This window comes from Bartonella sp. AS69XJJH (assembly GCF_042195585.1).
Lineage (GTDB): Bacteria > Pseudomonadota > Alphaproteobacteria > Rhizobiales > Rhizobiaceae > Bartonella.
The window spans coordinates 1-23,506 of the sequence record NZ_JBHIOO010000015.1; the positions used below are offsets into that span (position 1 = coordinate 1).

General features: G+C 37.8%; 19 protein-coding genes, 3 tRNA genes and 2 pseudogenes. 10 read left to right on the top strand and 14 right to left on the bottom strand.

From position 1 onward, the window contains the following. From ACFIK6_RS07095 to rpsL, 4 genes are all read right to left on the bottom strand, one after another. The coding region (locus tag ACFIK6_RS07095) for a GTP-binding protein (RefSeq protein ID WP_375677306.1) at window positions 1-146 on the bottom strand (146 nt) is incomplete at its 3' end. A 62-nt stretch (window positions 147-208) separates the two neighbouring features. Beyond that, window positions 209-2,293, bottom strand: a complete 2,085-nt coding sequence (gene fusA / locus ACFIK6_RS07100; RefSeq protein ID WP_375642399.1) for an elongation factor G — start codon at window positions 2,291-2,293, stop codon at window positions 209-211. Between the two features lie 24 nt (window positions 2,294-2,317). After that, window positions 2,318-2,788: a 30S ribosomal protein S7 gene (gene rpsG / locus ACFIK6_RS07105; protein WP_375642398.1), complete on the bottom strand. Its 471-nt coding sequence runs from the start codon at window positions 2,786-2,788 to the stop codon at window positions 2,318-2,320. Between the two features lie 18 nt (window positions 2,789-2,806). Further along, entirely contained in the window at window positions 2,807-3,178 is a 372-nt protein-coding gene (gene rpsL, locus ACFIK6_RS07110) for a 30S ribosomal protein S12 (RefSeq protein ID WP_005773262.1), read from the bottom strand. 424 nt (window positions 3,179-3,602) lie between these two features. Between rpsL and xth the strand changes: the two genes are divergently transcribed. The 5 genes from xth (at window position 3,603) to ACFIK6_RS07135 (ending at window position 7,786) form a co-directional block, all read left to right on the top strand. After that, window positions 3,603-4,385 carry an exodeoxyribonuclease III gene (gene xth, locus ACFIK6_RS07115; RefSeq protein WP_375642397.1) on the top strand — a complete coding sequence of 261 codons (783 nt, stop codon included), beginning with the start codon at window positions 3,603-3,605 and terminating at the stop codon, window positions 4,383-4,385. 124 nt (window positions 4,386-4,509) lie between these two features. Next, window positions 4,510-5,415, top strand: coding sequence for a transporter substrate-binding domain-containing protein (locus ACFIK6_RS07120; RefSeq protein WP_375642396.1), 906 nt, complete (start codon window positions 4,510-4,512; stop codon window positions 5,413-5,415). Window positions 5,416-5,556: 141 nt separating this feature from the next. Next, on the top strand, window positions 5,557-6,309 hold the full coding sequence (locus ACFIK6_RS07125) for an amino acid ABC transporter permease (protein WP_375642395.1): 753 nt from the start codon (window positions 5,557-5,559) through the stop codon (window positions 6,307-6,309). A 2-nt stretch (window positions 6,310-6,311) separates the two neighbouring features. Then, window positions 6,312-7,028 carry an amino acid ABC transporter permease gene (locus ACFIK6_RS07130; protein WP_375642394.1) on the top strand — a complete coding sequence of 239 codons (717 nt, stop codon included), beginning with the start codon at window positions 6,312-6,314 and terminating at the stop codon, window positions 7,026-7,028. 11 nt (window positions 7,029-7,039) lie between these two features. Continuing rightward, complete coding sequence (locus ACFIK6_RS07135; protein ID WP_375642393.1) at window positions 7,040-7,786, top strand: amino acid ABC transporter ATP-binding protein; 747 nt, start codon at window positions 7,040-7,042, stop codon at window positions 7,784-7,786. Window positions 7,787-7,887: 101 nt separating this feature from the next. Here the strand turns inward: ACFIK6_RS07135 and ACFIK6_RS07140 are convergent, their stop codons facing one another. The 6 genes from ACFIK6_RS07140 to ACFIK6_RS07165 form a co-directional block, all read right to left on the bottom strand. After that, window positions 7,888-8,679, bottom strand: a complete 792-nt coding sequence (locus ACFIK6_RS07140; protein ID WP_375642392.1) for a tetratricopeptide repeat protein — start codon at window positions 8,677-8,679, stop codon at window positions 7,888-7,890. A 1,123-nt stretch (window positions 8,680-9,802) separates the two neighbouring features. Further along, a complete protein-coding gene (locus tag ACFIK6_RS07145) occupies window positions 9,803-12,526 on the bottom strand; it encodes a valine--tRNA ligase (protein WP_375642391.1) in 2,724 nt (907 codons plus the stop codon). Between the two features lie 150 nt (window positions 12,527-12,676). Continuing rightward, window positions 12,677-13,243 carry a DUF2497 domain-containing protein gene (locus ACFIK6_RS07150; protein ID WP_375642390.1) on the bottom strand — a complete coding sequence of 189 codons (567 nt, stop codon included), beginning with the start codon at window positions 13,241-13,243 and terminating at the stop codon, window positions 12,677-12,679. Window positions 13,244-13,493: 250 nt separating this feature from the next. Further along, a complete protein-coding gene (locus ACFIK6_RS07155; protein WP_375642389.1) occupies window positions 13,494-14,744 on the bottom strand; it encodes a TolC family outer membrane protein in 1,251 nt (416 codons plus the stop codon). Between the two features lie 108 nt (window positions 14,745-14,852). Further along, the gene (locus ACFIK6_RS07160; RefSeq protein ID WP_375642388.1) at window positions 14,853-15,527 is read right to left on the bottom strand and encodes a protein-L-isoaspartate O-methyltransferase; all 675 of its coding nucleotides are present in this window, start codon (window positions 15,525-15,527) and stop codon (window positions 14,853-14,855) included. Between the two features lie 220 nt (window positions 15,528-15,747). Further along, window positions 15,748-15,821: transfer RNA gene (locus ACFIK6_RS07165), tRNA-Cys, on the bottom strand. Between the two features lie 184 nt (window positions 15,822-16,005). Between ACFIK6_RS07165 and ACFIK6_RS07170 the strand changes: the two genes are divergently transcribed. Beyond that, a tRNA-Asn gene (locus ACFIK6_RS07170) sits at window positions 16,006-16,080 on the top strand. A gap of 1,221 nt (window positions 16,081-17,301) precedes the next feature. On the opposite strand, the gene ACFIK6_RS07175 is transcribed toward ACFIK6_RS07170, so the two are convergent. From ACFIK6_RS07175 to ilvA, 3 genes are all read right to left on the bottom strand, one after another. After that, window positions 17,302-18,684 carry a DEAD/DEAH box helicase gene (locus tag ACFIK6_RS07175; RefSeq protein WP_375642387.1) on the bottom strand — a complete coding sequence of 461 codons (1,383 nt, stop codon included), beginning with the start codon at window positions 18,682-18,684 and terminating at the stop codon, window positions 17,302-17,304. A gap of 290 nt (window positions 18,685-18,974) precedes the next feature. Further along, window positions 18,975-19,505 (bottom strand): hypothetical protein, encoded by a 531-nt coding sequence (locus tag ACFIK6_RS07180; protein WP_375642400.1) that lies wholly within the window; start codon window positions 19,503-19,505, stop codon window positions 18,975-18,977. 35 nt (window positions 19,506-19,540) lie between these two features. Further along, a complete protein-coding gene (gene ilvA, locus ACFIK6_RS07185) occupies window positions 19,541-20,818 on the bottom strand; it encodes a threonine ammonia-lyase IlvA (RefSeq protein WP_375642386.1) in 1,278 nt (425 codons plus the stop codon). 147 nt (window positions 20,819-20,965) lie between these two features. Here ilvA and ACFIK6_RS07190 point away from each other — a divergent pair. Continuing rightward, window positions 20,966-21,051 (top strand) — tRNA-Leu (locus ACFIK6_RS07190). Between the two features lie 254 nt (window positions 21,052-21,305). Here the strand turns inward: ACFIK6_RS07190 and ACFIK6_RS07195 are convergent. After that, window positions 21,306-21,458: a hypothetical protein gene (locus tag ACFIK6_RS07195; RefSeq protein ID WP_375642385.1), complete on the bottom strand. Its 153-nt coding sequence runs from the start codon at window positions 21,456-21,458 to the stop codon at window positions 21,306-21,308. Between the two features lie 417 nt (window positions 21,459-21,875). Here ACFIK6_RS07195 and ACFIK6_RS07200 point away from each other — a divergent pair. The 3 genes and pseudogenes from ACFIK6_RS07200 to ACFIK6_RS07210 form a co-directional block, all read left to right on the top strand. Beyond that, window positions 21,876-22,169 (top strand): annotated as a pseudogene (locus ACFIK6_RS07200) (hypothetical protein); the annotation flags it as partial. Between the two features lie 6 nt (window positions 22,170-22,175). After that, window positions 22,176-22,952 (top strand): annotated as a pseudogene (locus tag ACFIK6_RS07205) (DUF1376 domain-containing protein); the annotation flags it as partial. Between the two features lie 287 nt (window positions 22,953-23,239). Continuing rightward, entirely contained in the window at window positions 23,240-23,506 is a 267-nt protein-coding gene (locus ACFIK6_RS07210; protein ID WP_375677501.1) for a hypothetical protein, read from the top strand.

The following is a 23,506-nucleotide window of genomic DNA, read 5'->3' on the forward strand; positions in this document are numbered from 1 at the left end:
GGGGCAGCGTCAATTTGGTCATAGGCTTTAAATTCACCAAAATATTTCGTAATCGCTGCTGTCAACGAGGTCTTCCCGTGATCAACGTGACCAATCGTACCAATATTAACATGCGGTTTTGTTCGTTCAAACTTGCTCTTCGCCATTTGAGCTCTCCATTTTCCGTCCACGCCAAGGACTAAGTTAAAAATTAATTACCAACCTGAAATTACGCGTATTTCTTTTGAATCTCCACAGCAACAGCCGAAGGCACAGGCTCGTAATGATCAAACTGCATTGTATACTGCGCTCGCCCCTGACTCATAGAGCGAAGGGTATTCACATAACCAAACATGTTTGCCAAAGGAACCATTGCATTCACAACCGTTGCAATGCCGCGCGCTTCAGTTCCTGAAATTTGCCCCCGACGAGAATTGAGATCACCAATAACATCACCAACATAATCATCTGGTGTAACAACTTCCACCTTCATGATCGGTTCAAGAAGCTGTGCACCAGCCTTCTTTGCTCCATCACGAAAAGCTGCACGAGCAGCAATCTCAAAAGCTAAAACCGAGGAATCAACATCGTGATAGCCACCATCAATGAGTGTCGCTTTTACACCAAGCATAGGAAATCCCGCAAGAGGACCTGACCCCATAACACTTTCAATCCCTTTTTGGACGCCGGGAATATATTCTTTAGGAACAGCACCACCAACAATCTTTGACTCAAAAATAAAGTCATCACCATCATGAGGCTCAAAAACAATTTTTACACGAGCAAATTGACCAGCACCACCCGATTGTTTCTTATGGGTATAATCAATTTCCGCCATTTTAGTAATTGACTCACGATAAGCAACTTGAGGCTGCCCAACATTTGCTTCAACCTTAAACTCACGCCGCATACGGTCAACAATAATATCAAGATGAAGCTCACCCATTCCAGCTATAATAGTCTGTCCAGATTCTTCATCCGATTTAACACGAAATGAAGGATCTTCGGCTGCTAGACGGTTAAGAGCAATACCCATTTTTTCTTGATCTGCTTTTGTCTTCGGTTCAATTGCAATCTCAATAACAGGCTCTGGAAATTCCATTCTCTCCAAAATAACAGGCTTCAAAGGATCACAAAGAGTATCACCTGTTGTCGTCTCCTTAAGCCCTGCAAGAGCAACAATATCACCAGCAAATGCTTCTTCAATATCCTCACGAGAATTTGAATGCATTTGAAGCATACGCCCCAAACGCTCCTTCTTCTTTTTCACAGTATTCTCAAGAGAAATACCTTTCTGAACCTTACCTGAGTAAATACGACAGAACGTCAATGAACCAACAAAAGGATCATTCATAATTTTAAAGGCAAGCATAGATAGCGGAGCATCATCAGAAGATTCGCGTGTCGTTTCAGACTCAGTCTTTACATCAATACCCTTAATCGCCGGAATATCAATTGGAGAAGGAAGATAGGAAACAACAGCATCCAAAAGTGGCTGCACCCCCTTGTTTTTAAAAGCCGTACCACAAAGAACCGGATGAAACTGAACTTCTACTGTCCCCCTACGAATGAGAGAAACAAGCTGCTCATTGGTTGGCATAACACCTTCCAAATAAGCCTCTGTGGCAGCTTCATCAACCTCCACAGCCATCTCAATCAATTTCTCGCGATATTCTTCAGCTTTCTCCCTTAAATCAGAGGGAATTTCACTTATCACTGCCGAGGCACCAATAGAACCATCCCACTTTAAAGCCTTCATCTCAACAAGATCAACAACACCCTCAAAGTCATTTTCAGCCCCAATTGGCAACTGCACAACAAGCGCTTTAGCACCCAACCGAGAACCAACCATCTCCACACTACGATAGAAGTCAGCTCCTATTTTGTCCATTTTATTAACAAAAACCATACGAGGCACACGATATTTTTCAGCTTGCCGCCAAACAGTTTCCGTCTGAGGCTCCACACCGGCATTTGCATCCAACAAGGCTATTGCACCATCAAGAACACGCAAAGAGCGCTCAACTTCAATCGTAAAATCAACGTGCCCTGGCGTATCAATGATATTAAAACGACGCTTGCGACCGTCCTTCCCCTCCCAAAACGTCGTTGTCGCAGCAGATGTAATCGTAATACCGCGCTCCTGCTCCTGCTCCATCCAATCCATTGTAGAAGCACCGTCATGGGTCTCTCCAATTTTATGATTCTTACCGGTATAGAACAGAATACGTTCAGTCATCGTAGTCTTACCAGCATCAATATGCGCCATAATACCAAAATTACGATAATCTTTAATTTTATATTCGCGAGCCATTATATTTGCCTTAGTTTAAAACTTCTACCAGCGATAGTGAGAAAAAGCACGATTAGCTTCAGCCATACGATGAACATCTTCACGCTTTTTCACGGCAGAACCGCGATTATTAGCCGCATCCATCAATTCACCAGACAAACGCTCAATCATCGTCGTTTCATTTCGACCACGTGCCGCCGTAATCAACCAACGAATAGCAAGAGCCTGACGACGATCAGGACGAACATCAATCGGAACTTGATAAGTAGCACCACCAACACGGCGTGAGCGAACTTCAATATGAGGAGCAACATTCTCCAAGGCCCGATGAAACAGAGCCACAGGATCTGTTTTTACTCTTTTTTCTACAGAATCGAGCGCACCATAAACTATACGCTCTGCAACTGATTTTTTACCATCAAACATAATGGCATTCATAAATTTCATAATAACCAAATCACCAAATTTTGGATCTGGATTAATCTCACGTTTTTCTGCTCTATGACGACGGGACATTGGCTTTGTCTCTCAATATTATTTTGGACGCTTTGCGCCATACTTTGAACGGCGCTGTTTACGATTCTTGACACCCTGTGTATCAAGCAAACCACGAATAATGTGATAACGAACTCCCGGCAAATCTTTCACACGACCACCACGAATCATCACAACAGAGTGCTCTTGAAGATTATGTCCCTCTCCAGGAATATAACCAATCACCTCAAATCCATTCGTCAAGCGAATTTTAGCAACTTTACGAAGGGCAGAATTAGGCTTCTTCGGTGTTGTTGTATAAACACGCGTACAAACACCACGTTTCTGCGGATTCGACTGCAGAGCAGGAACCTTATTACGTTTAACTGGCGCCACACGCGGCTTGCGAATCAACTGGTTTACGGTAGGCATGCAACCTTCCTCTTTTCGATCTACATTCTTCTCACCCAATCGGGCTTTTCTATTTTTATTTCCATCCACCCCAACAGAATCGGAACAGATATCTAAGTCTACACACAAAATCGGGCACACCTGCAAAAAACAGTTTACCCGACCACAAGCAGAGAAGGCAATAGCCTTTTGCACTAGCATTTGCTTTTAATCTTCTTAACACCTGTGAACAATCTTCCGGCTCATATCCAAAACAACCTGATCACATCCACATCGGTTATGTTCATCTCTAATAGCGAGAACACGTACATTCGTCAAGAACTAAACAGCAGAAAGTTTTTTAAAAATGAAAATAAATTAAATTTTAAAACTTTAAATTTGCTTTTACCGCTACTCTTGATAAATCAATTTACCATAGTAATATCCCCTATAAATAAGGAGTGTCATGAAAATAGCAACGTGGAATATTGCCGGAATAAAAGCACGACATGAAACATTATGTCGATGGTTACAGCAAAGCCAGCCGGACATAGTCTGTTTACAGGAAATTAAAAGTATTGATGAAAATTTTCCACGCGATGCAATTGAAAGTTTAGGTTACCATATAGAAACACACGGACAAAAAAGTTTTAATGGCGTTGCGATTCTCTCTAAAAAAACACCAGATGACGTAATCCGTCGATTACCAGGCAATGATAATGATAAACAAACACGTTATATTGAAGCTGTTTATTCAACAAACAAAGGTGTTGTTCGTGTTGCATCTCTCTATTTGCCAAATGGGAATCCTATTGAGAGTGAAAAATATTCCTATAAGATAGAATGGATGGAAAGATTATATACACATGCAAAATTATTGCTTGCGTATGAAGAACCTCTTATTCTAGCGGGTGATTATAATGTCATCCCCGCTCCATTAGATGCAAAGAAGCCTCAAGAATGGTATCAAGATGCCTTATTTCTTCGAGAAACAAGAAAAGCATTCCAACGCATTCTTCATTTAGGTTTTTATGATGCTATCCGGAATGTCACCGATACTCCCTCCTTCAGTTTTTGGGACTTTCAGGCGGGTGCTTGGCCTAAAAATAATGGGATTCGCATTGATCATTTATTATTATCACCAGAAGCTGTTGATCAACTTATTTGCGCTCATAGTCAAACAGAAGTAAGGGGATATCAAAAACCATCCGACCACGTCCCTGTTTGGATTCATCTTAATATCAATTAATAAAGTACAATCCTTATTTCATGAGACAACAAAAAAATTCCGCTCAAAAATAATAACTATGCTACAGCATATAAACAGTATATCTTAAGCAACTAAAATAAAAATAAATGAATGGAGGACATAAATGAAGAAATCATTGTTAATGCTTATTGCAGCAGCGGCCATTGGGTTCACAAGTGTCGCACATGCTGAACACGATACTCTTGAAAAAATAAAACGAACGGGGGAAATTACTTTAGGTGTCCGTGAATCATCTGGTTTAGCCTACGCCCTTGGTAATAATAAATATGTAGGTTTTCATACAGAAATGGCAGAACGGATCATTGATGATATTTCAAAAAAAATTGGTAAACCAATTAAAATTCATTATCTTCCCATCACTTCTCAAAATAGAATTCCTCTCTTAAAAAATAAAACCTATGATTTTGAGTGCGGTTCAACAACAAATGATATTGCCCGCAGTAAAGAAGCAGCATTTGCTTATACGACATACATTGAAGAGGTTCGAATTGCTGTCAAGAAAAACTCTAACATTAAATCTCTTGAGGATTTAAATGGAAAAACAGTTGCAACGACCACCGGTACAACATCTGTTCAACTTATTCGTAAAAATAAACGTGCAAAAAACATTCAGTTTAAAGTTTTAAAGGGGAAAGATCACGGAGATAGTTTTTTATTATTAGAATCTGGTAAGGCAGATGCTTTTGTCATGGACGCTTCAATTCTTGCTGGACATATTGCTAAATCAAAGAATCCATCTGATTATGTCATTCTTGATACTGTACTTTCAGTCGAACCTATTGCCTGTATGCTCAGATTAAATGACAAAAAATTTGAACAAACAATCAACGATAGTATCGTACGTCAGATTAAAGATGAATCACTGGAACAGCTTTATAATAAGTGGTTTATGAAACCGATCCCACCTGCTAACACTGTTATGAACCTTCCCTTATCAAAACAAACAAGATATGCTTGGGATCACCCAAATAATAAGCCTCGAGAAAGCTACATAGAAAAAGATTTATAAAATTTAATAAAGAAGAACCACACTCTTTAAAAATTGAGTGTGGTTTATATTTTAATTCACTTTTTAATAAATTTGGCCTATGTAGATGCGCTTGGTTTATTGTCCTATTTGTGAATGACTAATTTGAGGGAATATCAATTAATGGACTTTTCTTTCCTTTGTAGAGATGACCTTACTCAAACACTGATAACAGGATGCTTGGGAACTCCCGGCGTGAGTCATACCTATTTAGATACACTTCTCGATGGCTTAAAAAATACGGTTATACTGTCTATCACTTCACTTATATTAGCTGTATTGTGTGGTGTTATTATAGGAACAATGCGCACTTTACCCAAAACATCGATAATCAATTGCATATTTCGCACTATCGGTGCTATTTGGGTAGAGATTATGCGTAATATTCCCCTCCTTGTACAAGTGTTTTTGTGGTATTTTGTTGTTCCTAAGATTTATCCACCAGCGATGAAATTTTCCCCCATTCTCTTAATAACGTGCGCATTGGGATTCTTTACATCTGCACGCATTGCAGAACAGGTTCGTTCAGGCATTGAAACGATTCCTTCTGGACAACGCTATGCTGCTATGGCAATGGGATTTACAACTTATCAAAGTTATCGCTATATTATACTACCACGTGCTATACGTATAATTATGCCACCTCTTACTTCAGAAGCAATGGGGATTGTGAAAAATTCGTCTATAGCATTCGCCGTTTCAATAAATGAGCTCATGCAATTTCAATACCAAGCAATTGAAGAGGTAAGCCATGTTTACGAAAATTATTTGCTTGTTACGATTCTTTATATTCTAATAGCCTTATTCGTATTCATTGTGATGACCGTCATTGAACAAATACTCAAAATTCCTAATTTTCAAACAAAGGGAAATTGAATATGATGAATTTCATAAGCTCTCAGTTTGGACTTTATTTTCCTTTCAATTTTTCCGACTTTGATTTTTCCTTTTTTACCTTTGATGTATTTCGTTCTTACATTTTATCAGGTTTACTTTTTAGCGTTTTTCTAACTCTTTTTGCAACGGTATTGGGGCTTGTTTTCGGCACCCTTTTAGCAATGATGCGCCTTTCTTCCATAAAACTTTTTTCTTGGTTTGCAATCGTTTACATAACAGCTATGCGTTCAATACCACTTGTGATGGTTATCTTATGGTTTTTCGTGCTTCTGCCTTTTTTAACTGGTACATCCATTGGTGCAAATAAATCAGCACTCATTACCTTTACCGCATTTGAAACAGCTTATTTTGCAGAAATTATGCGTGCTGGAATCAATTCAGTTCCGCAAGGACAAAAATATGCAGGGCAAGCTCTTGGAATGACCTATTGGCAAAGTATGTACATTGTCACTCTTCCTCAAGCCTTTAGAGATATGCTTCCAGTCTTTTTAACACAAGTTATTATCCTTTTTCAGGATACAACCCTTGTTTATGCCATCAGTGGCAACAGTCTTTTAAATGGTTTTGATATTGCTGCTAATAATTTTGGTGTAAAGCAAGAAGCTTATATCTTAGCAGCTATTTTCTATTTTGTTATCTGTTTTACACTGTCACAAATAGTTTTGTATTTACAAAAAAAAGTATCCATTATTCGCTAATAGGAAAAAAAATGTCTACTCATATGATCGAAATAAAAAATGTTTCTAATTGGTATGGCGAAGTTAAAGTCCTTAAAAACTGTACAACCAACATTAATAAGGGAGAAGTGGTTGTCGTTTGTGGTCCATCAGGATCAGGAAAGTCAACACTCATTAAAACTATTAACGCTCTCGTCCCTTTTCAAAAAGGTGAAATTTGGATTAATGGAATACCAGTTCATTCAAAACAAACAAATCTGCCTAAATTGCGAAGTCAGGTGGGAATGGTATTTCAACACTTTGAGCTTTTCCCCCATTTATCTGTCACAGAAAATTTGACAATTGCACAAATCAAAGTCCTAAAACGAAGCAAAAAAGAAGCACTTGAACGTGGATTGTTGTATCTTGAACGCGTTGGACTGATTGAACACAAAGATAAATATCCTGGTCAACTTTCTGGAGGGCAACAACAACGTGTTGCTATTGCACGTGCCTTAACTATGGATCCACTTGTCATGCTTTTTGATGAACCAACATCTGCTCTAGATCCTGAAATGGTAGGTGAAGTACTCGATGTCATGATTAGCTTAGCAGAAGAAGGTATGACGATGATTTGTGTAACCCATGAAATGGGATTTGCACAAAAAGTCTCGGAGCGTGTTATTTTCATAGATCAAGGAACAATTCTTGAAGACTGCTCATCCAAAGAGTTCTTTTCTGATCCGCAAGCAAGAAAACCGAGAACGCAAGAATTTTTGTCTAAAATCCTAAGTCATTAGCCATCAGATTATCGCAAAAAGCTATCTTTACTATGAACTTGTATACAAGAAACAGAGTTTAATAGCAGATGATAAAATGTAAAAATATTACAATTAGACGTTTAAAAGCTGTTATTTTTTAAAATATCAGCAACCAGTGAAATTACTGTACGTCTCTCAAATTCATTACAAAGAGCAAAAGCCTGTTCTTGCAAAGGTCGAATCCAATTTCTGTCTTTTACATTAGCTTTTTCATAGGCAGCAGTTAACATTGCCGCCCCACGGATAATTTTTCCTTCTTGAAGCAGCATATTTCCAAGCATTGCTTGGGCGGAATGATTTCCTTTTTTTGCTGAAAGTTGAAACCAACGTGCTGCTTGTATAAGATTCTTCTCCCTTCCCTCTCCTTTTAAAAATATTTTTCCTAAATGATACTGAGCTTTAGGATTTCCATAGTTTACCGCAGCCTGCATATAAAGATGAGCAGCATAAGAAGGATCAGGTTTCACAAATGATTGAGGAATGCCTTTTTTTATATATCCCGCAAGTTTAACCAATGCGTCAGAAACATAACTTTCATCCTCTGAACCAAGATCAGCACCTTTTTCAACAATATATGCAAAAAAATGATATGCTTTATAATCATTTCTAGGAACACCATCACCGTTTGCATAGATAGAGCCAAGTTTCCAATTCGCACCAATATGGCCTCTCTTAGCCGCACAACGTAATGCTGCAATAGCCTGATTTATATGCCCATTTTTATAAGCAGACATACCACGTTTTAAAAAATAAAACGAACCATCATTCGCTTCTTGCAAACTATTGACATCTATTGCATAAACAGTCGAAAAAAATCCCCCTAAAATCACAACAATCGTGACTTTTTTCCATATCTGAAACCTATTAACCATTTCCCCCCTATCTCAATTTTAATGATTATATCTGTTACAAATTTATTTGTAGATATTTAAAGTCTTTTTCTTAGTAAGAAGCATACGCGATTTTAAAGTAAAAATTTTAAAAGAAAAGACAAATAGATAAAAACCATCCAAAATGTTCGATAAAATTAACTATCCATTTTTATATACAACAAATTGATTTTTAAATATAAATCATTATTTTATATTTTGTAACACGTCCTTTAACATTCTAGGATTTATTGATCTTTAAATTTTATACGTATGAGTAAAAATCGTTCAATAAAATAACGTGCATTAAACAGCAACTTGAGAACGAAGAGAATACATGATGAATGGTAAGCGTTTAAGCATAAAAAACAATACGAAAAACGGATAAATATAATGATGATCGTTAACTTATAACTTCACGACTGCCTTACCACCTTAAAGCGAAGTTTTTTCCACAGTCAATATATAAACAATACAGCTTTCTGACATCATTTCACATGGGTTACTTCATACTTTACACACAAGCCCTACCTCAGAATACTCAACCACTATATACAACAAAAAATACCACATGTGTAATTTTACATACCTTATATTGCTACTCTAAATGATGATGTTTTACGGTAACAAATCAGAATATTGATTTATAATGATAATTTATTTTTTTGCATGTTGAATGAGTCCCTCGAATATCGTAAGATTCTCCCATTCCAAACCTGTTCCATGTTAAATAAATCAAAACCGTCCTCTTACACATTACAAGCAAGGGGGGCTATGTGGATCAAACTCTGTGTAATAAAGAACTAAAAATGCCTCTTATGAACGGTCTTAAGTGCCAAGGGCTATCCGGATTGGACGGGATGGTGCTACGGGGGGCTTGCTGCTTTACCAGCATAAAGAAGGGGAGCTCAAATGGATTTACCGTTATAGCATTCATGATCCCCGTCGTGAAATAGGGTTGGGTGCCTTAAGAGATGCTTCTTTAATGGTAAATATAAACAATAGATTTCAGTAGAGATTTTATGATCGTTCATGAAAAACTAACAAAAGAAAAAGTTCCCTTTAAAGAAGATCTATACCAGCCCTAATGGTGTGAAATCATTCATCAAAAAAGAAGAAGTTGAAATCAATTCAATCGCTCTAAAGCAACAAATATTTTTTTCTGCGCTGCACGCAATTCTACAACCCTGTTCCGTTCACGCTCAACAATTTCTGCTTTTGCATTTGCTATAAATTGGGGGTTGTTTAACTTAAGCGATATTTTTTCAATATCTTGTTCAATTTTACTGACATCCTTCCTCAAACGAACACGTTCAGCCTCTAAATCAATCAACTGTCCTAATGGTAAACAAAAAACAGCCTCTCCCAAAATCATTTGTGCTGATACTTGCGGAACTTTATCCGAGAAATCAATAACTTCAACACGCGCTAATTTTTTAAGAAGTGCATCATAACGCTTCACACGCTCTCGCGTTACTTCCCCTCCATCGACAACAACAAGAGGTGCTTGTGTAGCAACTGGAATATTCATTTCAAAACGTACAGACCGAATCCCTGTAACGACATTAATAAGCCAATTAATATCATCAGCAGCTTCTTCATCTATCAATGTTTCCTCTGGCCATTTTGTCAATGCGAGCATATCCTCACGCTTGCTGGCTTGCGTTTCTGTAAGAGACCACAACTCTTCCGTCATATGAGGCATAAAAGGATGAAGAAGTTTATAAACTTCATCTAAAACCCAAGCAGTACAAGCTTGAGCCTCATTTTTAGCATCTTCATTTTCCCCCTGAAAAATAGGTTTGAGAAGCTCCAAATACCAATCACATAATGTATTCCAAATAAAACGGTAAAGTGTGGCAGCTGACTCATTAAATTTATAGTGTTCAATACCAGTCGTCACTGCTGAAATCGTTTTAGATAACTCTGTTAAAATCCAACGATTAAGCGCCAGTTTTGCTTGTTCTGGCTTAAAAGTTGGATCATGCTTCACACCATTCATCTGCGCAAATCGGGTAGCATTCCACAATTTTGTCGCAAAATTACGATAACCAGCAATACGAGAAGTATCAAGTTTTACATCACGACCTTGTGCTGCCATAATAGCTAAAGTAAACCGAAGTGCATCAGCACTATATTGATCAATAAGCTCTAAGGGATCAATAATATTTCCCTTTGATTTTGACATCTTTGCACCCTTTTGATCCCGAACAAGAGCGTGCACATAAACCGTTGGAAAAGGAACGTCACCCATAAAGTGAAGTCCCATCATCATCATACGAGCAACCCAGAAAAAAATAATATCAAATCCTGTCACGGATAAAGATGTTGGATAAAAAGTAGATAATTCAGGCGTTTTATTTGGCCATCCTAATGTTGAAAAAGGCCAAAGCGCTGATGAAAACCAAGTATCTAAAACATCCGGATCACGGATTAATTCAACAACCTCACCATAATGAACAAAAGCTGAATCTAAAGCCTCTTTTTCACTTTTTTCAACAAAAACCGTTCCATCAGGACCATACCAAGCAGGAATCTGATGTCCCCACCATAATTGGCGAGAAATGCACCAAGGTTGAATATTTTCCATCCAATTAAAATAAGTCTTTTTCCAGCTATCAGGAACGAACTGCGTTTTTCCTTGTTGAACAGCCTCTATCGCTGGCTTTGCTAATTCAGCAGCATGAACATACCATTGATTTGTCAAAAAAGGCTCAATAGGAACACCACTGCGATCTCCATGAGGAACCATATGGGTATGATCATCAACAGAAGCTAAATATCCCTGTTCTTCCATCAAGGAAACAATCTTCTGGCGAGCAACAAAACGATCAGATTTATCGAGATTTTCTATTAACATTTTTAATTCATCTGACAAAATCAAACCATCGAAAAATGCTTCATTTCCACGGAGAAAAATCTCGGCTTTTTGGGTAAAAATATTGATCAAGCGTAAATGATTACGCTGCCCTACTTCAAAGTCATTAAAATCATGAGCTGGTGTAATTTTTACAGCACCACTTCCAGCTTCAGGATCAGCATGCGTATCACCAACAATTAATAACCTACGACCAACAAGCGGCAAAAGAGCATTTTTACCGATAAGATTTTTATAACGCTCATCTTCAGGATTAACAGCAATTCCTGTATCACCAAGCATTGTTTCTGGCCGTGTTGTCGCCACTGTTATAAAAGTTGTTGCATCATTTGGATCAAAAATCTTATCCTCAAGTGGATACCTAAAGTGCCACAAATGTCCTTGAACTTCTTTTTGCTCAACTTCAAGATCTGAAATAGCTGTCAACAATTTAGGATCCCAATTAACAAGGCGCTTATCCCTATATATCAACCCTTGCTTATAAAGCGTGACAAAAACTTCACGAACTGCCTGCGACAACCCCTCATCCATTGTAAACCGCTCACGCGACCAATCACATGAAACCCCAAGACGACGCAACTGGTTCGCAATAACGCCTCCAGTTTCATAACGCCATTCCCAAATACGCTCAATAAACTTTTCTCTTCCCATTTCTTGACGCGTTGGTTCTTGGCGTTCTGCAAGTTGACGCTCTACAACCATTTGTGTAGCAATCCCAGCATGATCCATACCAGGCTGCCACAACACATTTCTGCCACGCATCCGCTGAAATCTAACTATTATATCTTGAATTGTCGTATTGAGCGCATGCCCCATATGAAGTGAGCCCGTAACATTAGGAGGTGGAAGCATAACGCAAAAAGGTTCTGCTCCGCTTTTAGAACCAGCTCCGGCTTTAAAAGCCCCACGATTCTCCCATCTCTTTGTAACCCGTTGCTCTATAGAGGCAGCATCATAGTTTTTTTCTAACATTCTATTCATCCATAACGCCGTTGAAAAACACAATATACGATCACATCCCGATCAAAAACCCGTGAATTTCAGCCATTCACTAAAGAGCTCGCAAAATCGCAAACAAAATCCCAATAAAATGAAAAACATAAAAATAATGTAAAAAAATAATTAAGATGACTTTTTAATCGCCTTCACAATCTCTTCACGTAAAATATCTTCTAGTAAATTAGGCAATTTAGACTGTAACCATTCTGCTATAGCCGGACGCAACACATCCTTCGCAATCTTTTCTGCAGAAGAAATACAATATGCAGACAATTCCACATGACCATCCTCTCCAGCTTCTGACTGTGATTTCCTTATCTCATCTTCATATTCTTTTGCTTTATATACAGAATTCCGTTCTTCAGAAGAAAGCTTCATCTTTTGCATATCCATACCAACTGTATTATTTTCTGCCTCTATATCCTCTTTCTCTTGCTTTATCTTCCCTCCTTGATTTTCAGAAGAAAGACCAATACGATCAGCTAAAGCTTTCATAGCATCATCAACCGATAAGGTTGTATCATAAATACCCTCTGATACAACTTCTGAACGACCTTCCGAAGCATTCACTGCAACATCTTCATTTAAAAAGTGATCAGATTGAACCGCATTTTCTTCGATTATTTCACGAATAGATGTTAAAATTTCATCCATACTTGGCTCACGTAACACGCTTGAACTCTGTACCATACTTTACAACCTCTCAAAGACGCAACAACAAATAGAATCATATTTTCAGTGTATGCAAAAGAATTATAAGATCAACATGCCTCCCACGATATTTTCAAATATGCTTGTCATAAAGAGGGCGCTACACACAGTTTTCTACACTTTATAAAAATAACATCTCGCCGCAATATTTTTCAACATATTCAACTGTTAATTTACTAATCTTTTAAAAACTAAAATAATTTAAGATTCAAAGAGATACTTTTATGTATTATCGGATATATTTAATTGTTTTTAAACCTAAATAACTTGCAGTCAATTTACCAATAGAAGATTGAACACTATAGCTCGCCACAACAGCATTACGCTCTGCCATTGCAAGCGCAATCTGAGCATTAATCAACTGAGTACGAGAATTTAAAACATCCAGCGTCGTTGCTTGCCCTACGCGATTTTCTTGAACACGACCTTTCAGAGCAATTTCAGCAGCACGAACACTTTCACGGTAAGCAACAACAGATGAACGTGCGCCCTCCAACTGAAACCAAGCAGAAGTAAGTGCTTGCCTCGTATCACTATGCGCCAAATCGAGTTGAAGCTGCGCCTGTCCAAGCTGTTCCCTTGATTGGCGAATTTGCGCAGACGTACGCCCTCCTTCAAAGATTGGAACACTTACTGACAATCCTATTGATTTAGAAACGCCATCCTCTCCAGCACCGCTGTAGATTCGATTGTAAGATGCTGTTGCAGAAAAATCAACTTTAGGGAGCAATGCTCCTTCTTTTGCCTTTACATTGTAAACACTCGCATCGACTAAATATTTAGCATAAAGGATTGCTGGGTGCATCACAACGCTCATTTGGTAAGCCATATCAAGATTGACGGGAAAATCTTTGGCTACGGGTGGGCGTTTTAACTTTTCAGGATCAGAACCAATAACTTGTCGATACACTGCCTCTGCTGCTTTTACATCAGCACGAGCAAGACTCAGCTCGGAAACCGCCACAGAACGTGCAGCTTGAGCTTGAGCAAGATCAACATGCCCTCCTTCACCCACATCAAATTTTGCTTTATTGGAGCGAACTTGTTCCTCAAGAGCTGCCAAATTTTCTCTCCGAAGATCGGCAACACGACGTGCGTGATAGACATTAGCATAAGCGGTCACTGTCTCTAGAAATGTATTTTGTTCAACATTACGAAGATATTCACGCTGAGCCTGCAACTTAATTTGAGCTGAAGAAAAGATATTTTGCGTGATAAAACCATCAAATAACCTTTGATTTAATCTCACGCCTATAGATCCAGAAGTGACATAAGGACCCGTGAAAGACTTATTCCGCCCATAGTTCCCAACCCCTTCAACTTGTGGCAATAGCCCTGATCGCGCAATGACAACATCATCACTGGATATACGCACAGCTGCACGTTCACTATTCAACTTAGCATTATGTTTATAAGCCTTAGAAAAAGCATCCATCAATGTTTCAGCATAAACAGTCTCTGATAGTAAAATACTCAACACCAGTAATAAACACGCCTGAAACTTCTTGTTTATTCTAAACACAATACACACAATAACAAACCCCAAATAAATTACGAAACTATCTTTTATTCTCAAAACAAACAAGCACTAAAATACAAAACTAGGTGTTTTTAAAAAGCAAGGAAGAGGCTTTACAGCGAGGTTAAAAGCACGACGTGCCGAAATGATTCCATCTTCTTTTATATAGATTTGTGCAACAGCAGCATTTCCATACCCTTCAACCACAACAAGACGTCCACAATCTTTCATTTGATCAAAGATACCTTGTGGAATAAAATCAACAGATCCCTCAATGAAAATCACATCATAAGGTCCCTCAACGGCATATCCTTGCTCTAATGGACCATGAACGACAACCACATTATCACATTGATTACGTTCTAAAGCTTCAAGAGCACATTCAAAAAGAGATTTATTACTTTCTAAAGCAATAACAGACCCTGCAAGTTTTGCAAGCAACGCTGCACAATAACCACTATTTGCACCAATATCTAAAACAACATCTGATGATTTTACAGCGGCAAGCTGTAGTAATTTCGCTAGAGATGCAGGTTTCATCAAATAGCGTGCAGGAACCCCATCTTGCGCTGAACATAGAACAATATCGGTATCAAGATAACTTAACACTTTCATATCTTCCGATACAAAATCTTCACGAGATACCGTTAAAAAGGCTTCAAGAACTGATAAATCCGTTACATCGACTGTACGAATTTGATTGTCAACCATTTTGCGACGAAGCTCAGCAAAATCTGCAACCATAACGAATATTTTCTCCTAACCTACAAAAAACAAACAAAACAACGACAATAAGGGACGAAGATCTCTTAAACTATGGGTGTTAGAAAAAGGGATGCTACAGTCAATAATTAGATTTTAACTGTATAATCTCTCATACAAAAGTGTCTTCACAAGAATAGAGGGAAATAATCTATTTTCCTATACCTCATCTCCCCTAAAAGCCGTTTCGTTTAAAATCGGCTGGAGGCCTCGCCCGGAATCGAACCGGGATACAAGGATTTGCAGTCCTCTGCGTAACCATTCCGCCACGAGGCCTCGTCAACAAACATAAAGTGTTCAATAAGGGAAGGCAACGCATCCGTCAAGGTATAGAAGTCTTCTCTCACCTTTTTTCCTCTTATTACACAATTTATCATATTTTTTTAAAAAAAGTAATTTTATCCTTTGCAAATCAGTATTGCTTTGCTATAGCCTTTTCAACTAGATGATTGGGCACCGTTCCCCGGTAGCTCAGCGGTAGAGCAACCGGCTGTTAACCGGTTGGTCGCTGGTTCGAATCCGGCCCGGGGAGCCACTTTTCTTTTCTATCACAAATAACTTATTGATTTTCTATCTGTTTTTTTAAGTGAGGGATTCGTTAATAAAAGTGATGGAATAGGATTTTTGCTTTTTGCAATAAAGTAGAAACGCAATACCCTACGGGATGTATTTTTTGCAATGAACGCAAAAAATTGATTCATTTTAAATAGCACAAATAAGATTACTTTTTTAAACTACCGCGCCTCTATAAGAGAGCACTGCAATTATTTGCACATTATAAATTACGATTTTTTTCATCAGAGATGAATTATTAAGCCCCATCAGCAATGAAAAGATCTCATATATTTTTTTCCAAGGAAAAAATTATATGTATTCCAGAAAACAATTAAACTTAAAAAAAACTGCTCATGTAGCAATCATTTTGAAAAATAGAAGAAACAACAATCAAGGCATATATTATCTCCATACACCCCACATAACCTCCTCCCCATCCTAAAAGCAAAAAACATCAAACAAGTCTTTAAACATTCCGGCGTCTTATCTAACAGGGTGTTCCTCCTGCTAACCATTTCAACGCTTTACAAACAACCTTCCTTGGATATTTCATCACACTGTCATAAACATTTAATACATAAAGTCTTATAGGCTTTATACCCCCCCCAAAAAATAATAGTGTTTTACAGTAAAAACCAAGATAACGAGCGTAAATTGTTAAGAATCCTGAGAAAGCCTTCAGAAATCATGACATTCTCGCTATTGTATTATGCAACCACGCGCTTTTTTAAAGAGATATCTCTTAAATCCCCCAAGCCTCTTTCACAATGACTCCCGTAAATGATATAAAATGAAATCGATTGAGCAGCCCCATCTTTATTTTATAATAAAAGCCATGCCATCATACTATTTTCCGACTCTCAATCTTAGCAATCCCCCTTGCCTTTGAAAGAGTTGATAAAAATCATTTTATTTATTTCTCAAGTGTTTATCTATACGATAATTTCACATACAACGTACAAGTGAATAGTTTTGATTTGTCCACATAAATCGCTTCAAAATGAAAAAATTGCCTCTACAATAATGATTTCTTTTTTTAAGATTTTTAAAATCCAAACAGTTAGAAGTTTTCATTTCTAAAAAATGAAAACCTCTGAAGGATCTTCTTACTTTGACAAGAGTATTTTATAGCTCTTTTCAATTGAGAATAAATCAGCAAAAGTAAAAAATCTCTAGTACATGATCTTTTTTCAAGACTTATCTAAGCAGCCTTCTTAACTGATTTTCGAAATCGAAAAGGCTTTGCACGCTTTGCCACCGCTTTTGCTTTTTTATGCCTCTCATTTTGAGGTGAAGAATTCTTCCGCTGCAGCTGCGCGGCATCATCTTTTCGACCTAAAAACTGTTTTTGACGTTTAGATTTTTTAAAACGGTGTTCCTTATCGTTTTCTTTTTCTCTACTTTCTCGCACAATTGGCTTTTCTGGAAACGCTGCAAATTGTTCTGGAACAGACTCAACCACCAATTTCATACGAATCAAGCGCTCTATAGCACGCAACTTAGACCTTTCTATCTTCTCATCAAAAAGTGTAAGTGCTACACCAGATGCACCATTGCGTCCTGTACGACCAATACGATGTACATAACTTTCAGCTTCATCTGGTAAGTCGTAATTAATAACGTGACTTATCCCTGGTATATCAATGCCTCGTGCAGCAATATCTGTTGCCACTAGGATCTGCACAGATCTTTCACGAAAAGCTTTTAAAGCAGACTGGCGAGCACCTTGTGATTTATTTCCATGAATTGTTGCGACTAAATATCCTATCTTTTCTAAACTACGTGTGACAGCATCTGCCCCATGTTTAGTTCGAGTAAAAACAATAACCGAATCAAAAGCTGGATTTGTCAAAAGTTTACTTAAAACATTCTTTTTTTCATTCGTAGGAACACAATATAATTTTTGGCAAATCTCTACAGCCGTAGTACCTTGAGGAACAACTTCAATTTTAACCGGATCATTGAGTAAACATTTTGCAAGAACAGCAATTTCCCTGGGCATTGTTGCAGAAAAGAGTGCTGTCTGACGCTCTTGATGCAAAAGCTTTGCAATTTGCTTAACATCATGAATAAACCCCATATCCAACATACGATCTGCTTCATCCAAAATCAAAAAACGAGATTGGGAAAGATCAACACACTTTTCACGAACAAGATCTCTCAAACGCCCTGGAGTCGCTATCAAAACATCCACACCTGCTTCCATACGTTTAATTTGTTTTAAACGTGATACCCCCCCAAAAACAAGACATGTTGAAAGATGTGCTCCTTTTGCCACAGTGCGAATCGTTTCATCAATCTGAACAGCAAGTTCACGCGTTGGAGCTAAAATCAAAGCGCGTGCAGTTTTAGGACAGCGTTTATCACCCAAAGCCAAAATCTGACTTAAAATAGGTAAACCAAATGCCAAGGTTTTTCCAGAGCCTGTCTGAGCAACACCTAAAATATCGTGTCCTTTCAACATCACTGGAATAGCTTGTTCTTGTATAGGTTTAGGTTTACTCATTCCAGCAATGAGTAAATTTTTAATCAAAAGAGTAGGCAAACCTAACTTTGTAAAAACATTTTCTTCTTTTATAGGCAAAATAAAATCTCTCCTCAGCTGAAGAACTCAAAACAAGTAACCAGCTGAACTGTCCACTCAAGAATCCGCGCAAGAGAAATCCCTGACATTTTAAATGAAGCAACGCTTAACAAGCGGCTTGCGCAACTCACGAGCACCTTGAAACCAAGATAAAGGCGTATAAACTTCACTTTACAAAAAGCCAACAAACCAGCCTAAATGCCTTCATCCTCATTATCCTTGGATTATGATAAAAAAGCAAGAACTTTACGAAATACATTTATCATGAATAAAAACAATATTTAGATCGTTTACTTTTTGATGATTGTGTCCATCGGTAAATGTACCTTGATAAAATCAGGATAAATCTCGAGAAAAACTGGATTTTGTAAAGTTTTTTGACCGCCATAAATTAAATACCATTGAGTTTTATCAAAAATCGCCAACGTTTTATATCGAATGATGCGATCCTTCATCTCAAGAACTGTTGGAATTAAAGCATACAAAGTACCGTTATCAGTTTGTAAATACTCTATATTTTCTTTATCTAAATAATAAGCACCAGAAGGCAAACCCTCAAATTTCCTATGCAACTGTTGAAGAAAATCACTACGTAAAGCACTCTCTGTTGTATTCAATCGATGTGCCATCTCTTTATAAAGCCGCTCAGGCATATAATGAGAAATAGGCGTAAAATCCCTATTTTTTATAGCATTATTGACATCAACAACGACTCTTGAAAGTTCAGCTTTTTGTATTATTGTCGGCTGAGATGCTAAACTCTGTTGATTAACAATCAAAAATAAAAATAGACTTAGCACTAAATAAAAAATAGGTTTCATCATTATACTTCTTGTTTTAGTAAAATTTCAGTTTCTCAAATAACGAAATCAAATAACGTTTGATCATCAGTAATATCACGATAACGCCAACCTAACGTTTGAAATTTTTCCTCTAAAAGACAAAAATTACCGTATTTTTTTGTTTCAATCGCAACCAATACAGAACCAAAGTTTCTCGCTGATTTTTTAAAATATTCAAAACGTACGATATCATCATCTGGTGATAATGTGGAAAGAAAATGACGCAATGCACCAGGATGTTGCGGAAAACTAAAAATAAAATATTTTCTCAATCCTTGGAAACGTAAAGCACGCTCTTTAATTTCTGGCAAACGCTCAAAATCAAAATTACCTCCTGAAATAACGAGAAGAATTTTTTTCCCCTTTAACTCTTGAGGAGGTATACTGTTAAGCGCATCAATCGATAAAGCACCAGCCGGTTCAAGGACCACACCTTCAACATTAAGCATTTCAACCATCGTAGAACAAACACGATTTTCAGGAACCGTAATGACAGAATCAGGAGGAAACTTCTTTAAAATTGCATAGTTTAGTGCACCAATTTCAGCCACAGCAGCACCATCTACAAAAGTGTCGATACTTTCAAGCTTGACGCGTTTTCCACTCTCCAAACAAGCAAGCAAACTTGCAGCTCTTCGCGGCTCAACGAAACGAAGCTTTGTCTTCCAACCATATTCATGTAAAAACTTACTCACTCCACTTGCCAAACCACCACCCCCTACCGGCACAATCATTAAATCTGGCTCACTTTCTCCATTGAGTTTTTTCCACTGTAAAGCAGCTTCACAGAGCACCGTTGCCTGCCCCGTAATAATGCGAATATCATCGAAAGGTGGAGCCATTACACCACCGCTCTCCACGACAAAGGATTGCGCAGCTTCATAACATTGATCAAATGTTTCACCAATCAAACGAATATCAATGAATTCTTTACCAAAAATACGTGTTTTTTCAATTTTTTGTTGTGGCGTTGTCATAGGCATAAAAATCACGCCTTTACGTTTAAAATAACGACAAACAAAAGAAACCCCTTGCGCATGATTCCCCGCTGAAGCGCAAACAAATGCAGAATCTGGTGATATACTGCTAAGCATTTCTGAAACAAAATTGAAGGCACCACGAATCTTATAAGACCGCACCGGTGTTAAATCTTCACGCTTTAAATAAATTTCTGCATCATACTTTTGACTAAGAAAATCATTTCTTTGAAGTGGAGTTTCAGCAAACACGTGATGCAATCCCACCATAGCTTTTGTGACGTCTTGAATAAATTGACTCATAACACTAATCATTTCATACTTTATTTACATTATAAAAGCTTTTTCTATCGATAAAGGAAACTATTGTCAGTCAAAATTTCACTAAAAAAATGAAAAATGTTTCTTTTGTCATTAATTCTTGATTCAATAAAAGATATAGCTTATGAGAGAAATCACATCGCGGACGTGATGAAAACGGTAAACATAGCAGACTTAAAATCTGCCGGTCGAAGACCTTGCGGGTTCAAGTCCCGCCGTCCGCACCAGTATATCTTAATTTACCTTATTTTCCAATGATTTATTAAAAATCAACAAAAATCAAAATACCTTCTAAATCACCTTTCGCAACTTTATTATAACGTCATCAGACGGCACCGCGATGATGCTAAAATACGAATCATTGCTGCTTTTTGAGGTACCTTTTTAGCACTTTGACCTCCTCCTCGTCTTTTAGGGTGGAGAGACAGTCAATCTCGATTTCCTCATCCTTAAGGATAAAGAAATGAGTCATATCTTAACGTTAAGCAGCTTTCACAACAGGACTTGGTAAAATTCGCTTAGCTTCTGTTGTAACTGATTTGTAATGCTTAAACTCTTCTTCAAGGTCATTTGCATCTAACAAACGCCTCATCATCAATCCTAAGATTTCTCCAACACCAGCAGCACCATTCACACTCTTAACAGGAGTAATATAATATGAAGAAAAGTAAGTGAGATATGGAGATAGATCTGAGTTTAGTAGGAGCAGTTGTTATTTGTTTTATTGCTAATTTGGGGTTGGTTTATACTCTTCACGACTCTTGTAAACGACGTAAAGGCTCAGAAAAGAGATAGAAGAAAAAGATAATATAATAGATTAAGAAGCTGAAATAATGCGTGCATAAAAAGACATAATTCAAAAACAAGAAGAGTCAATTCGACGATTAACTGCTTCTAAGATTATTTTTCCTCGAATGGCCGTTAAAAATTTGGACAAAAAGTAGTTTCAAGTACTTTCGCACAAACATTTTTTCAAGACAGGCAATCACAACACGCTCTGTCATAGCGCACATATAAATACGCAACAGCCCCCTTTAATGGGGAAAATACGATCATCAATGCACAAACCATTCTCTATCTTGATCTAGGGGGCACCAAAACAGGTTGGGTGATTTCTCATGTAGACAGCAGTATAACAAGTGGCACTATCAATTTTGAATCCTGTCGCTTAAAAGGCAATGGTATGCGCTATTTGCGTTTTCAGCAATGGCGTACAAAATGAAGGTAACAACAGATAAAGGCAATGCCTCACAAGAAAGGATGATTAAGACAGTGTGCAAAAAAGCATACACTTAAAGACGACAAAGAAGCAAATGCTTTAGCGATTTTATATTTAAAGAAAGAGGCGCGCATGTCTAATGCAATACCGTGGATAAGATTTCATCTGTATGACTGGATCAAATGGGACAGATGGAATGACATTGGAGCAAAGGAACGCTTATATGACGCTTCTCGTTCGCATATACGATAAAAAAGCACCAATTAAAGAAGAATTTGGAACGCTTGCACGTACTGTACTTGCAATTGCTCGCAAAAAGTTTGCTACTCTTGTCGAATATTTAATGAGGAATGATAAACTTGTTGAAACAGATAATGGTTTGTGGAATACGCGCGTTGAAGAAGAGCTAAAAGATTTTACTGATAAAAAAGAGCACATATGGCAAGTTGTAGTGAAGATGGCAAAAAAGGTGCACAAACAAAACGTTTTTTTGCTGAAACAACCGCTAAGCAAAATCAAGCTATAAAGAATAAGAATATAGGCATATAATTAATACTATCGTATTAGCAAAAAAAAAGAAATTGGTTCTGAAAGTTTAGAATCAAACGATTTGGTTGACGAACCAGCAGAGGTTCATGCTTGCAAAAGCCAACCAGAGCAAATCGCAACGGGTGTAGAAAACCAACCTCCCATTCACGAGCAAGAGAACGTTCCCCAAAAAGCAAAACAAGCGAAAGCTAATCGTGGTTGTCGATTGCCTGAGGATTTTGAACCCGACTACGATTTTGCAATCGAAGAAGGCTTACTCCAAAGCGTGTCAAAGTCGAAATCGCAAAGTTTCGAGATTATTGGAAAGCCAGAACAGGAACGGATACATGCAAAACGGATTGGAAAGCGACATGGCGCAATTAGGTGCAAAAAGCTGTCGAGGATTTTGAGAAAGAAAAAACTATGGAAATCACTCTCAAAGACAAAAAAACGTTGATGAACCCATCTCAGACAGCATCTTTGATATCGGGTATCGAGGTCACTTTGAAACACATTCATAAGATGATAGCTCCGGAGTTTCCTTTGGCTTTGAAGAGTGGTAGGCATTGACACAACAGCAAGAAGCGATTGTCTTAGATGCTTGTGATCAACTTCACAAATTGTTTTAAGTGAAAGCGAGCAAAGAGGACATAGCCAAGGCAATTTGGATGCTTTCGTATAGTTTGAAAATTTCGCAACAGGCAGCTCATGAAGGTATGGCGCTTACCTATGGAATGGTTTTGGAAAGTGTTTCTACATGGTCACTGATGAAAACGGTTAAACGGATTTTATGCGATGAGGTAGAAGGTTTATCGGATACGTTTTTTCCAAGCACTCGTGAATTAGTAAGATTATGTCGTGATTTGGAAAACAGTATTTTGACGAAAGCCAATCTTGTGCGCAAGGCTGTTTTGAACATCCGTGAAAAAGGCTAA